Below are 12,823 nucleotides of genomic sequence, written 5' to 3'. Positions count from 1 at the left end.
TACGCAGAAGGTGACCACGGCGAACATCACGTTGAACCTGGGTTTTCCGGGGCAGTACTACGATGCCGAAAGGCAGACCTGGAACAACGGCTATCACGACTATAGCTCCGTGTTAGGTCGTTATATAGAAAGCGACCCCAGCGGCTTGGCAGGTGGAATTAATACCTATGCCTATGTCGGCGATAACCCCCTGACGGGGGTTGATCCATTCGGATTATTAACGGAGCAGCAAATTGCAGCTATCGTATTTAATGAGACGAGGTCTCTTTCTGGATCGAATATATTGCAGGCTAGAATTGACGTCGCTTCTGCCGTTATTAATGGGTCGAATGCGTATGGTGATAACGGTCGGCCAAAAACCGCATCTGACGTCGCTAATGTGCCAAGCGCTGAAGAAAGTGCTTATCAGAATAGCTTAGAAGCAACAAAAACGGCCCTTTGTGAAAACAAGAATGGTCAAGATCCAACAGATGGAGCCACCCACTTCAACTTGCGCCCGAATGATTCGACCGGGCCTTTTTTTGGTAGCCCCCTGTCTACCCAATCTGGGCCATTTAACAATAGCTTTCCCACCTCAGATCTTCCTGCAACAGGAATTTATGTTAATACTTATAGGTGATTTATGATTGGGATTATATTAGCTCTAATGACGCCCTTCGTTCACGACAATTTCTCGAACGATGCACTTTTTTTCGACCAATTTCATCGGGGTGAAGTTGTCGCTTACACAGCATGCCGTGTGAACGACGACGTGAGGGCTTTAGTATTTTATCAAAGCATAAATAATCCTGATTTTGTAGAAATTACAAGCGGCCATGTTTCAATGATGGCCCATATCCAACTTGGCGCCAATAAATTGAAGGTTATTGATGCTAATGGCGGTGTATCGACTTATGAAAAAATTCATGATATGGCAAAATTTTTGAGTACGTTGAGTCTAAAGCTATCTGGATCTGAGGAAATTCGGCAAGTACTCGCTGATAAAACATCCATAAATAGCTGCTCAAATGCTGGCAATGGTCCGTCTCACAGCTGATATCGATGTTAATGACATTTCTTAACCACCGACAGCCATAATTCGGGAAGTTATGGCTTCAGTAGGTCTCGATAAACCATCCTCTTGATGGTTTATCGAGACAACGCGCTTGGCGCAGGTTCGGACTCGTCTTGGCCAATTGTTGAGTTCCATCCAAAACTGAGCCACTTCGCTGGGTGATTTTCGTCGAATTTTGAGCCACCTCCTACCACCCTCACAAACAAATAGGACGGAGGTAGTTAAACCATGGCCGTCAGCAGCGGCGGCCGACATGGACAATCGTCAATGTCTGGCTGATCAGGTGCAGATGAGTCTCCACACTCGGCGAGCAACCCATGCGGACCTACCATGCCTCGCCAACCCGGTCTCGAGATCCCCGGCATTCCCGTTCATGTCACTCAGCGTGGAGTCAATCGGTGCGCGGTATTCCTCGACGATGACGACCGACAACACTATTTGAAACTCCTAGCCGCCAGTGCGCAGCGGCACGCGCTGCAAATTCATGCCTACGTGCTCATGGGGAACCATGTGCATTTGCTCATCAGTTCCGAGAAAGCGGGCGCGTTGTCCAAGGCAATGCGCCAAGTCGGGCAAAATTATGTATCGACATTCAACCGCAGGCATCGGCGTACCGGTACATTGTGGGAGGGGCGTTTCAAGTCTTGCTTGGTCGATTCGAATCGCTATCTGCTTACGGTGTACCGCTATATCGCGCTCAATCCAGTGCGCGCCGCCATGGTCGAATTACCCGAGCACTACCCGTGGTCAAGTGTTCACGCCAATCTGGCTTTGCTACAAGATCCGGTCGCCACTCCCCATGAGGCATTTCTAGCTATGGCTCCAGATCGACTGCAACGCGCCGAGGCATATTCTGCGTGGCTTCGTGCCGGAGTCAGCGACGACGAGCTGACAGGTATCCGCCAGCACATCAAGAGCGGGCGCTAGGAAGCCCACGATTTCAGGCGATGGCAGAGAAAACATTGGGACGATCAGTCATCGTGCGGCAGCAAGGAAGACCGCGAAGCAAACAAAAGGATGAAAGCTCAGCCAAACGCTCAGGTTAACTACCTCCGTCCCCTTTGCTGGGTATGATCAGCTACAGATCGTCGTCGACCGTTGGTAACCAACCCGAAACGGGCGTTTCGACCACGGAGGCCCAGGTCACGGAGGATAAATGGCACGTCGCGCTTTTGGCATCTCAGGTAAATGGATTTGTTTCATCGTTTTCGCTCTTTTCGCGGAAAACGCGCTGGCAACCTGTACGCCCGACGATTGGCTCCATGGGCTGGGGCGACCGGAGCATGGGGCCATCTATTTCGGCGTTATTGGAAGCCATCCTGTGCGAGTGATGCTGCGTCTTGATCCAGCGACAGGTCATCTTGATGGCGTCTATGGCTACAGTGGCCAACCGGGTTTGCTGAAGCTCACAGGAACTCTGCGAGCGGACGCGGCTGGCGCGGATCTTGATGAGCAAGACTCCCGGGGACATTCAACCGGCAATATTCGTTTGAGTTTTGCTGAACATTTGGAGCCGGGGCAAGATCCCGTGTTGGCGAAGAAATATCCCGCACGCTGTGACGCGCCCGTTGGCACCTGGCGGTCCTTGTCGGCAAACGAGAGCTTGCGAATTGGCCTGCATCGAGATGGTGAATGGGTCGCAGGCAACGAAAATGAAGAGCAGATGGACGACATCGTGGCTCTGAAGCTACAGCGAGCCTTGCTAGCAAAAGATCGAAGTGCTTTTGCTGCGCTTCTACAATATCCCTTTTATATGGTCGGCTTTCGATCGGGAGCGCATGCATGGAGCCGTCCAGATGATGTGATCAAGCACTATGCAGAGATCATGCGCATGACGGACATCGATGTTCGTAAAGCCGTACCTCATCTCTTGGCGGCCGATAAAACAGGAGCTGCTTACATAAGTGGGTCCGTTTATTTGTCGCACGGCAAAGTAACCATGATGTGCGAAGGAAGGTGCCCGATAGTCGCCAACTTCGAGCATCCCAATATGTGATGCTAAGTTGCAGGCCTCAATAACGTTCGACAATGTCAGCATAGCTGTCGGCAGGCGCACATTCTCGACACTACGACTTTAGAAGTCCATTCTGACCCCGGTTTCGGGCGAGTTAGGCCGGTCTTCGACAGGTTGTGAAGCGTGCTGGGGTATTCGCGTATCCGAGTAACTCGCTTCACAACACAGCCAGCCGGCTAGGTCTGTTAGACGACCCGGTCAGCAGAGTACCAATGGAAAGGGATGCGGGGGCGTCATGCTTCAATCGATTAGGAATCTCTGGAGCGGTTCGGAGCCGGTGGCGTTTGTCAGCGCGTATGGGCTGGCGGAATCAGTGGCGCGGTTGAAGGCGGCGACGAGGCCGTGGTCGCTGTTTCGGGTGGCTGAGCAGGCGGCGGTGGGCCGCGTGAGCGAGACGCGGGTGTCGTTGCGACGCGTGGTGCCGATGTTCGGCAATGGGTTCAAGCCGGTGTTTACGGGGCGCTTTAGTCAGGTCAACGGGCAGCTGGTGCTGACGGGGCGGTTCGGGCTCAGCTGGTTCGTAAAGTTGTTTATGGCGTATTGGTTCGGGTTTTGTGCGCTGTTTGTGCTGTTGTCGCTGCTGGCTGCCGCGCAAAAACCAGCTGCCGCATGGATGTCTTTGGCGGGTGTCGGCATGTTCGCCTTGGGCCTGGGCATGACGCGCCTGTTTGCCTGGTTCTCGCGCGGCGATGCCCCGTGGCTTTCGCAGGTGATCCGCACGGCGCTGCATGCGCCGTTGTCGCCAGAGGCGGCGTTGGCCTTGCCCGCATCGCCGCCGTCCGACGCGCGTCCGCGGTTCATCCTTATCGTTACCGGCGTTTTCTGCCTGTTCGGCGTGGTGTCGATTGTCAGTGCGCTGCGGGGCATGGGCGCAGGCAGCATCTATGCCGGTGGTGGACTGATCGAGCGCTATCCGCAAGCGGTACGTGTTGGAATCGTCGTCAACGGCGTGATGTTGTTGGCGAGCGCCTATGGCATCTATCGCCGTTACCTGTTCGCGTGGTGGGCCGGATTCGCGGTGCTGCTATTGGGGCAGGCGTACTCCGTGGTCGATCTCTTCATTCGCGGGGATCTGAGCAAAACACCTATGCCCGCCATGCCGTTCGCTGTGGCATCGCTGATCGTCGCAACTTTCTGGGGCTGCTGGTGGTATGCGCAGCGGGTTCACTTTCGGAGTTGGAAAAGCTGAGGGGCTTTGTCTCTGCCTGGCTCACTACCGCTCATTCGCGATAGCGCTACCGCCTCGATTCAATCACCTGACCGCAGGCTGCATCAGTGCGATGTGCTGGGCACACTGTTCTCTCCGGCCATCGATGCTCACGCGCTTGGATCCTTGCTGAAATACGGGCGTTCGTACACCGCCGTCGGTCGGCGGGGGCACTTTCGTTTCTATGTCTTGCCATCCTGCCTTCACTGAAGCGTCAAAAAATGGCGATACAGGGATGCACGGAACAAAAGGCGCAGAAAGGCTGCCAACAATAGCCAAATCGATACGTAAATCAGCATCCTTCATCTTGAAAAGTCGCTTAGGACGCAATCCGGGCACAAAACCCGGCCGACCTTTGCCCGATGGGTAGAAAGACTCTCGAACCCATACGGAAAGTTTCCAGCCGCCTTTGCCAGACAAGAGCATCGAATAATTTGCCGTATGCGGATCGTCGTATGACGTCGTCATCTTCGGCATAGCAAATGCCTTCTCCGCCGTTTCTACGCTATCCGGATCGTGCTTATCAAAACTGAGCTTGGTGATGCGTGCAACGAGCTCGCTGAAATCATATGCACATGTCGCCGTCCTTGTCGGGCGAAGCTGGCTTGCGAAGTGTGGGTCAACCGGTTCGGGAGCACCTTCGACACAGAGGGCATGAGAGCCCGCGGCCATGGCCGGACAAGCTGCGGAAAAAAGTAGTACTCCCATCAACCAACGAAAGAAAGCATGCATGGTCGAAAGCTTCGCGATTGGAAACGACTCGAGCGAGGATAGGGCCTACTTCAGCCCTGGTCTAGAACACTCTTTGATCATTGGCATTGACCAGGCGCGCAGCTGTCAGCCGCTTCAGTCGCAGTCGAGATGACGACCTCGTCATGCCGGCACAGTACGCCGAATACCCGTGGATCTAAGCAAAACACGCATGCCCGCTGTGTCCTTCGATGTGCATCGCTGATCGTCGCAACTATCTGGAGCTGCTGGTGGTACGCGCAGCGGTTTCACTTTCGGAGGTGGAAAAGCTGAGCTGATTTCACCGGGTCGAAGCCTAATGCTGACCAAAGGCCTCCTCTTTTTTGTTCGCATTCATGACGGCTAAAATGCTGTTGCTGGAATGCGGATCGATAGCTGAGTAAAGTCACATGAGTGAGTCCTGCAGTTGGGCGACGTTGAAACTGGGATAGTTCCAACTTACCGCCAGGCGCAGGACGCGGCGACATGAGTCTTCAGGCTCACTTCTTCAGTTCTAGGAAGTGAACTTGACCCTGCTTTTTCATTTGCGCGTGGCTAGGGCGGGCCAGCAATGTCAGCGGAAGACCAAGAGGCTAGATTCGCAGTTAATGTCTATTTGCTAAGAGAGGGCGTAGGTACGCCAACTAGCGTCTTAGACTTTTCGGGCTTAACCGACTCGGTTTTAGTGTCCGTTGGTCCCGATGATGCCGTTGCGCAACTTCACTATGGCCGAACCTCGGGCCCACCCGACTGGCTGGCCCGCCTTTTTCAGATGAGCCTTGGCTCTCCTGAATTGCCGAAAGGCGCGTCGATATCAGGCGTGTTACCTGTTCCGGTCAACGGTCGACACTTTATCCTCACATTTGGCCACGCGTGGCAGAAAATAAAGCCGACGCTGATCGAACCTAATTTCGGGATTAGGTGCGTCCTAAACTTGGCCGAAAAAAATTCACTCAGGGGAATTAGGCGTGATCGAATTGCCGAAGACACCCTTCAGGCGATTGAGCAAATCCCGGACAGTGACGACATTTCTCGATTTGGCATGGATCTCGAAAAGGATCTGCTACGCGGCGTTAAGGCCAAAGTTGATCCAGCTTTGGGGTACGGTCGATGGGTGGCGGGTGGGGATTCCTTCAAGACATCCTTGGATCTGTCTAAGGAATCATTCGTTAGTTTTCTTGCGAGGTGCTTGGACCTTTATGGCGCGCAGACTTACAAGGGCCGATTCGAATGGGTGGATAACATTGTGCCGCTTCGAGACTCCGGTCTCGTCGAAAAACTAGAGTATGAACTTGCTGAGTTAGTCCGGAACAAGAGTTCTACAATTGCAATGTCGGCTCCAGTACTTCTTTCTTGGAATGATCATGACTATTTCTCATTCGAGAAGAAGAAAAAAGGCCAAAGCCCTTGCGCAAACCATCTAGATATTGGCCATTGGGCTGAGCATGCTGCCCTGAAAGGAATTAAAATAAATCGAGAGGCCTTACATAACGAGAAAATATATGCGTTTCGTCAAGGAGAACAATCTTTCGAGCGTTGGTCAATTATTGAATGCCTTCATGCTGTTGTGCCTCTGGATGGTCGACTGTTTCTCGCTCACGCCGGGTTTTGGTTTGAGCTGAGTAAGAGTTTCGTCGCAGATATCGAAAAGAGAGTGGAGGAAATTCCAGTCTCAAAGATCATCTTGCCATCGACGACAATGTCTGAAAAAGAAGGGGATTACAATGCGCGTGCGGCAATAGAATCCCTCGGAGCGTTGTTGTTACTAGATAAGAAGCTTATTTGGCATGGGGGTGGCCAGAGCAGATTCGAGCTTTGTGATTTGCTTTCGCAGGAAGGCCAACTCGTTTGCGTCAAGCCTTGGGGAGGTGCATCTGGTTCGCTGAGTCACCTCTTCTATCAGGCGAAAAATGCGATTACCTTAATAAATAAGGACTCCGAATTTGTCACAAAGGTGCGAGATCACATTGCGAAAATTGATGCTGAGTTCGTCGACATTTGGGACTATGTATGCAAATATCCGAATGAGGCGGAAGTGGTTTTGGCTGTGATACGTGGGTGCAAAAAAGAGAGTCTCCCTTTTTTTGCAAAGCTAGCTCTTTGCGATTGCGTTACTGATCTACGCTCAATGCGATATATGGCTACATATTTTACTATTGAAGCTATCTAGTTTAAAGAATGATTAGTTCATGGTGCAATTTTAAAAAAATTCGACTCTGATCGCCGTTTCGGCCACGTTTCGCTGATGCTAATAACGTTCGATCGGCGGTAATTTACAAAAATTTGTTTTGAGTTCTAGCTTTGGGAGGAAAAATGGATGTTGCCTTTTGTAGAGAAGATTCCAAGGAATACGACGCCTATAGTTTCTCCCAATTAAGTCGAGCGACTCTCGAGCGAAAGCGCAGACTGTTAATATGTCCTGAATGCAAAGGCATCGCTTTTTTTCGTCGGGAGTCCTCGGACGGTCGTGCGGCCTGCTTCGGTGCACGACCTCATGCAGATACATGCAGCTTGGCTGGTTCGGAAGCCGGCGATTGGGGTACTGACGGTAGCGACGTCGAGGACGAGCGGCGTAATGCAGGCGACCATATTGTTATCGATTTGAGCTATGGCGCGGATGCTGATGGTCCAGACGGAGCTGCCGGCGGCGATCGTCGCCATGCAGGCGCAGGAAGAACTTTTACTGGTTCTGGAATGCCAAGGCAGTCGCGCAGCCAGAAGCGACTTAGTACCTTGTTGCGTTGGTTGGTTAAATCTGAAAACTTCAGGCAATCCACCCAGGTGATTGAGCTTCCGGGTCGTATAACTTTGCCAGCGAACCAACTTTTTGTTCCCTTTGATCGTATTGACGCGAGTCTGAGGGCGAAGTTCCACGGATTTTGGGGGATGATTAGCGATGCTACGGCAAGTAAGGGTGTCGTCTGGTTGAACACATCCGGCCATAAGGGCTTCAGCGTCATGATCGAGACTCAGTCAGCTGTGGATGCATTTAAGAAGCGCTATTCGATTACCTCTCTTGAGCAACTCGCGGGCGCATACGTCCTTGTGTTTGCTCAGCTTGTGAAGTCCGGAAAGACCGACAAGCTATTTTCCCGCGTAGACGATATCGGGTACATCGTAGTTAACATCGCTGATACTAAGTAACGTTAGGAACGGCATCATGCTCACTTGTTTCCAACAAGGTGAGAATTTCCTCTGTCCTTTTAAACCCTGTTCTTCGAAACGAATTACAAGATTGTCATGGCAAGCAGTTCTGACAATGGATCTTCCGCCTTCTTGAAATAATGCTCGAATACCGCATTGCGGTGATACTGGAGATAGGATCGTTGCTCTTTGAAGAAGTCACCGCATCGCTTACCCTGGGTGAGATCAAGGCCGATGCGTTCTATGACTTCTTTCGGGAGCTGATCTGATCTTACGAGCGACCCATTGTCTTCGAATGTGATCCAGCCGCGATCAAATAGAAAGTCGGCATGCGGGCTGAGTAGTAAGCCGTTGCTCCCATCAATGCGTTCCGTGCCGTCGGCGCATCTTGCCCACGGTTTGATATGACTTGCTCGCAGAAAGCGAAGGTCCGCAATTCCGCTGAGCCTGCACTTCTTTTCGACGGTTAGCAGCCGTCGTTTGAAAAGGGATTGTTTTGAACGGATTTCTACCAACTGTCGAGATGCGGTCGCAGATAAATCGAGTTGAGCTTTTATCCGGTCGGCAATCACGTTTTGGAAAGGATTGAATTCTCTCTCGACCGGCTCCAGCATGAATACGATGGCGGTTCTCGCCCTTCCTCTCGTGTCTGGAACGCCGTCTTTACTATAGGCGTGGCGAAAGCGGAATTCGCCCAGAAAGCGATAGGGTTGTGTACGTCCCATCATCTGGAAAAGTAGCAAACGTTTTCCGCTTTGTTGGTGCTCACGGACAGCGCGGTTACCGCCTTTGTCTTGCATGTCTCCACTTTGGCCTTCGCCGTAATAGTGGAGAACTCCGTTGTCGTCCCAGAAGTCGTCATAGCCATGCTGCTTCCCGGCTTCGCCAGTGAACAGGATTACGAATGGACTGTTAGCAGGAGTAGAAATTCCTCCTTGCGTCTGTCCACCCAATCGCCCGTGTATCTCCTGCTGCCGGTTGTAAAGGGCGCCGACTTGATAGGGGAGGTCGATGGAAAGTTGAGATGGCTCCATAGCGTTCGGAGGATACCAGGTGGTTCTCGATTAAATGCGAACAGGTCAACGACATAGTATGTGGCCAGGCATTGAGGTCTGACGGATTAGCTTCGCTGAGCGCCGCATCATATTTCTGCGACGCGATTGCTACGCAACACTCAATCTTCTGCAGAATTATGAGTGCACCATTCCAGTCCTAATCACGCCACTAGCTCAGCGCTTTGCCTTCGCCTTCAATTCGGCAGCCATTCGTCGTTGTTCTACAGGCGACATGCTTGCTACTGCGAGAATGATGTCCGCCAGCGCATCGTTGTCTGCCAGTAGGTAAGCCAACGGAACGCCAAGTTCTTTAGCCAGCTTGCTGGCTGTCGCGAAGTCCGGCTCAGAGGTTCCGAGTTCGTACCTTGTGACCCTGCTGGACACGACGTCCTCCGATAGTCCAATTCTCCTGCCCAGCTCCCGCTGGGAGATTTTCAAAGCCAAGCGTGCCTCTTTCAGGCGCTTGGTGAACATGCTGCGGGAGTTGGAAGGCGACATGAACTGTAGAAAGCCATTTCTGTAGTTCGCTACAGGATGGCTTCCCAAAGCCCAATCGTATGCTACATTATATGTAGCATCTTGCGAATGGCACGTTTGACCTGAGTGATGCTGAAGCGCTCAACGTTTTCTGACTGCCGTGCGAGGGAATAGAGCGGAGGAAAAGCGGATATAGCTATGTCGCCAAAGCTACATTAAATGTAGCTAATGATTGTCGCCGCACAATTTCTGGCTATCGAATTTTTGTGATTCACGACCGTGTGGCGGGGGAAAGATGAGGCGGGTGAAACGTGAAAGGGTGTCTTCGCTAGCGATGCTCCGCCGCCTTCGCAAGCCACACACAAAACAGCTCATGCCCGACGACTTTGCCAAGGCCCCGACACAACCGGACCGGCAGGCCAAGAGGGTCAACCCAGGGGAAAGCAAAGGACGCCGTTATGAAAACAAGCACGTTACGACACGCCGTTTCCATCGCCTTGCTGGTGGCTGCCACCGGTACGGCCGAACCGACGCGGGCGCAGAAGGCCGTCACGGACACGAGCCCGCCACCGCGAGCCGCGGTGACCGGTTCGCCGATCGATGGCGATATCGATCTGCCGGCCGGCACGCTGGCCGCGTCGCTCGATGCGCTCGGCCAGCAGAGCGGTCTGCGGATGGACTATGCGCCCACGCTGGTGTCGGGCAAGCAGGTGGGTGCGGTGCATGGCCACATGAGCTGGCGCGACGCGCTCGGCCGTTTGCTGCAGGGCAGTGGGCTGGCGTATCGGCAGGCTGCCGACACGAGCGTTGTGATCGTGCGCGTGCCGGACAGCGCCGCCTCCACCAAGCGTTCGACGGCCAACGACGCGGCAGCGACGACGTCGACCGCAGCACCGGCAGCGGCCCAACTGGCCACGGTGACCGTGACCGGCACGCGTATCCGCGGCGGCAGCACGCCGTCGCCGGTAGTGTCGATCGGCAGCGAGCAGATTCAGCAGGAGGGCTTCGCCGACCTCGGCGAGGTGATACGCAGCGTGCCGCAGAATTTTTCCGGCGGACAGAATCCGGGCGTCGCCGCGGGCGCCACCGGTGGCGGGCAGGGCAACCAGAACATTACCGGTGGCTCGGGCCTCAACCTGCGTGGCCTGGGCCCGGATGCCACCTTGACGCTGCTCGACGGCCGGCGCATGTCGTACGGCGGGTTCACCCAGATGGTGGATATCAGCGCCATTCCGGTGGAGGCGGTGGATCGCATCGAAATCGTCGCCGACGGGGCCTCGGCCATTTACGGCTCCGATGCGGTGGGCGGCGTGGGCAATGTGATTCTGCGTCGCGACTTCGACGGCGTGACGGTGGGCTCCCGCTATGGCAGCGCCACGGACGGGGGGCTGACCACGCACGAGTACACCGCCACGGGCGGCACGCACTGGTCCACCGGCGGGTTCATCGCCACTTGGCAGAAGACTGACAATGATCCGATCTATTCGGATCAACGCTCCTATACCCAGGGCATGTATGCGCCGTCCACGCTGTATCAGGCGAGCGATCTGCGCAGTGGCCTGTTCAGCCTGCATCAGTCGCTGGGCGATATCGGCGAGTTTCGGCTGGATACGTTTCGCACCGAGCGCGAGATCGCCACGGACGAGGGCTATGCCACCAACTACGAACACAATGCGCCATCGACCACCACGTCGCTGATTTCTCCCAGCCTCGACCTGTTTCTGCCCGGCGACTGGACGTTGTCGGTCGATGGCACCTGGGGCAGGGAGAGTACCGACGTGAACTACTCGGTGGTGACCCCGGCCAGCGAAACGTCCACGCTCTCGCGCACGGGCTACCGCAATCGAAGCCGCGATTACGAGATCGGCGCCGAGGGGCCCTTGTTCTCGCTCAACGGGCAGGAGGCGCGGTTGGCGGTGGGCGCCGGTTATAGGGACAACGCTTTTCAGAGTCGCAACCTGGTCAGCGGCGTGGCGCAGGTCGACGGCAGCGTCAGCAGTCGCTTTGCCTATGCCGAGCTCAACGTGCCGTTGATCGGTCCGGAGCAGGGTGTGCCCGGCGTGCAGCGGCTGGCGCTGACCGGCGCGCTGCGCGGCGAGGACTACGACAGCTTCGGCAGCGTCACCACGCCGAAGCTGGGCGTGGTCTACAGCCCCAGCGCGGACTTCACGTTGAAGGGCTCGTGGGGCAAGTCGTTCAAGGTGCCCACGCTGTCGCAGCAATACCTGGAGCGCGATGCGTTTCTGTTTCCAGCCGCGGCACTGGGCGGCACCGGCTACGCGCCGAATGCGAGCGTGCTTTATCTCACGGGTGGCAACCCCGACCTGCGTCCGGAGAAGGCGCGAACGTGGAGTGCGTCGCTGGCCTTTCATCCCGAGGTGTTGCCTGGGCTGGAGACGGAGCTGACCTGGTTCGACGTCGATTACGCCGACCGCGTCGTGCAGCCGCTGGTGCCCGCGCAGGCGCTGAGCAACCCGGCCTTTGCGCAGTTCATTGTCGATGCGCCGTCCGCCGCCGAGCTGGCGCAGATACTGCAGACCTTCCGATTCACCAACGCCACCGGGGCCGCGTACAACCCTGCCAACGTGGTCGCGATCGCGCCCAATCTTTTCATGAACACGTCCCGGCAGCAGGCGAAGGGGCTGGATGCGTCGGGCTCGTACCGGTTCGATCTGGCGCCGGGCCGGTTGACGCTGCGCGGTTCGGCCAGCTGGCTGCACAGCACGCAACAGATATCGTCGGCCCAGCCGGCCTACGACCTCGCGGGCACGTTGTTCTATCCGGCGAGGCTCAACAGCCAGCTCGGGGCGGTGTGGCAGCAGGGCGGCTTTACCGCCTCGCTGTTCGGCAACTACAAGAGCGGCGTGACCGACACCGTCGATGGCCACCAGGGTGCCTCGTTCACCACCTTCGACGCCACGCTGCGCTACGACACCGGCGCACGCGACGACGCATGGTCCGGTGTGGCGCTGGAGCTGAGTGTGCAGAACGCGCTCGACCGGGCGCCGCCGCTGTACGCCGTGACATCGCGGACGTATGCGCCGTACGACTCGACCAATTACTCGGCGATCGGGCGTTATCTCAGCCTGTCCGTTTCCAAGCACTGGTGATGCCGCGCGATGCACAGCGCACTGCGCTGCAAA

Annotated in this window: 11 protein-coding genes; 8 read left to right on the top strand and 3 right to left on the bottom strand. The window is 55.3% G+C overall.

The window, feature by feature from the left end; all coding sequences use genetic code 11:
* The 5 genes from HDE78_RS16460 to HDE78_RS16440 form a co-directional block, all read left to right on the top strand.
* The coding region (locus HDE78_RS16460) for an RHS repeat-associated core domain-containing protein (protein ID WP_179481449.1) at window positions 1–619 on the top strand (619 nt) is incomplete at its 5' end.
* Between the two features lie 27 nt (window positions 620–646).
* The gene (locus tag HDE78_RS16455) at window positions 647–1,036 is read left to right on the top strand and encodes a hypothetical protein (RefSeq protein ID WP_218862439.1); all 390 of its coding nucleotides are present in this window, start codon (window positions 647–649) and stop codon (window positions 1,034–1,036) included.
* Window positions 1,037–1,384: 348 nt separating this feature from the next.
* The gene (locus tag HDE78_RS16450; RefSeq protein WP_345776079.1) at window positions 1,385–1,981 is read left to right on the top strand and encodes a transposase; all 597 of its coding nucleotides are present in this window, start codon (window positions 1,385–1,387) and stop codon (window positions 1,979–1,981) included.
* Window positions 1,982–2,210: 229 nt separating this feature from the next.
* Window positions 2,211–3,050, top strand: coding sequence for a hypothetical protein (locus HDE78_RS16445; protein ID WP_179481445.1), 840 nt, complete (start codon window positions 2,211–2,213; stop codon window positions 3,048–3,050).
* 253 nt (window positions 3,051–3,303) lie between these two features.
* On the top strand, window positions 3,304–4,257 hold the full coding sequence (locus HDE78_RS16440) for a hypothetical protein (protein WP_179481443.1): 954 nt from the start codon (window positions 3,304–3,306) through the stop codon (window positions 4,255–4,257).
* A 63-nt stretch (window positions 4,258–4,320) separates the two neighbouring features.
* On the opposite strand, the gene HDE78_RS16435 is transcribed toward HDE78_RS16440, so the two are convergent.
* On the bottom strand, window positions 4,321–5,007 hold the full coding sequence (locus HDE78_RS16435; protein WP_179481441.1) for a hypothetical protein: 687 nt from the start codon (window positions 5,005–5,007) through the stop codon (window positions 4,321–4,323).
* 568 nt (window positions 5,008–5,575) lie between these two features.
* Between HDE78_RS16435 and HDE78_RS16430 the strand changes: the two genes are divergently transcribed.
* Window positions 5,576–7,174 (top strand): TIGR04141 family sporadically distributed protein, encoded by a 1,599-nt coding sequence (locus HDE78_RS16430; RefSeq protein WP_179481439.1) that lies wholly within the window; start codon window positions 5,576–5,578, stop codon window positions 7,172–7,174.
* A gap of 143 nt (window positions 7,175–7,317) precedes the next feature.
* The gene (locus HDE78_RS16425; RefSeq protein WP_179481437.1) at window positions 7,318–8,148 is read left to right on the top strand and encodes a hypothetical protein; all 831 of its coding nucleotides are present in this window, start codon (window positions 7,318–7,320) and stop codon (window positions 8,146–8,148) included.
* 83 nt (window positions 8,149–8,231) lie between these two features.
* Here HDE78_RS16425 and HDE78_RS16420 read toward each other — a convergent pair whose 3' ends face one another.
* Together HDE78_RS16420 and HDE78_RS16415 are read right to left on the bottom strand one after the other, a co-directional pair.
* A complete protein-coding gene (locus HDE78_RS16420) occupies window positions 8,232–9,182 on the bottom strand; it encodes an HNH endonuclease signature motif containing protein (protein ID WP_179481435.1) in 951 nt (316 codons plus the stop codon).
* A 195-nt stretch (window positions 9,183–9,377) separates the two neighbouring features.
* The gene (locus tag HDE78_RS16415; RefSeq protein ID WP_255457865.1) at window positions 9,378–9,701 is read right to left on the bottom strand and encodes a helix-turn-helix transcriptional regulator; all 324 of its coding nucleotides are present in this window, start codon (window positions 9,699–9,701) and stop codon (window positions 9,378–9,380) included.
* Window positions 9,702–10,138: 437 nt separating this feature from the next.
* On the opposite strand from HDE78_RS16415, the gene HDE78_RS16410 reads away from it, so the two are divergent.
* On the top strand, window positions 10,139–12,790 hold the full coding sequence (locus HDE78_RS16410; RefSeq protein WP_179481433.1) for a TonB-dependent receptor: 2,652 nt from the start codon (window positions 10,139–10,141) through the stop codon (window positions 12,788–12,790).
* Window positions 12,791–12,823: the final 33 nt, after the last annotated feature.

This window comes from Rhodanobacter sp. K2T2 (genome assembly GCF_013408815.1).
Classification (GTDB): Bacteria; Pseudomonadota; Gammaproteobacteria; order Xanthomonadales; family Rhodanobacteraceae; genus Rhodanobacter.
The sequence above is the reverse complement of the archived record's forward strand: the minus strand, read 5'-3'. Positions and strand labels throughout refer to the sequence as shown.

Coding starts and splice junctions, on each gene's coding strand:
- HDE78_RS16455 (WP_218862439.1), top strand. CDS start 647: ATGACGCCCTTCGTTCACGACAATTTCTCGAACGATGCACTTTTTTTC.
- HDE78_RS16450 (WP_345776079.1), top strand. CDS start 1,385: ATGCCTCGCCAACCCGGTCTCGAGATCCCCGGCATTCCCGTTCATGTC.
- HDE78_RS16445 (WP_179481445.1), top strand. CDS start 2,211: ATGGCACGTCGCGCTTTTGGCATCTCAGGTAAATGGATTTGTTTCATC.
- HDE78_RS16440 (WP_179481443.1), top strand. CDS start 3,304: ATGCTTCAATCGATTAGGAATCTCTGGAGCGGTTCGGAGCCGGTGGCG.
- HDE78_RS16435 (WP_179481441.1), bottom strand. CDS start 5,007: ATGCATGCTTTCTTTCGTTGGTTGATGGGAGTACTACTTTTTTCCGCA.
- HDE78_RS16430 (WP_179481439.1), top strand. CDS start 5,576: ATGTCAGCGGAAGACCAAGAGGCTAGATTCGCAGTTAATGTCTATTTG.
- HDE78_RS16425 (WP_179481437.1), top strand. CDS start 7,318: ATGGATGTTGCCTTTTGTAGAGAAGATTCCAAGGAATACGACGCCTAT.
- HDE78_RS16420 (WP_179481435.1), bottom strand. CDS start 9,182: ATGGAGCCATCTCAACTTTCCATCGACCTCCCCTATCAAGTCGGCGCC.
- HDE78_RS16415 (WP_255457865.1), bottom strand. CDS start 9,701: ATGTCGCCTTCCAACTCCCGCAGCATGTTCACCAAGCGCCTGAAAGAG.
- HDE78_RS16410 (WP_179481433.1), top strand. CDS start 10,139: ATGAAAACAAGCACGTTACGACACGCCGTTTCCATCGCCTTGCTGGTG.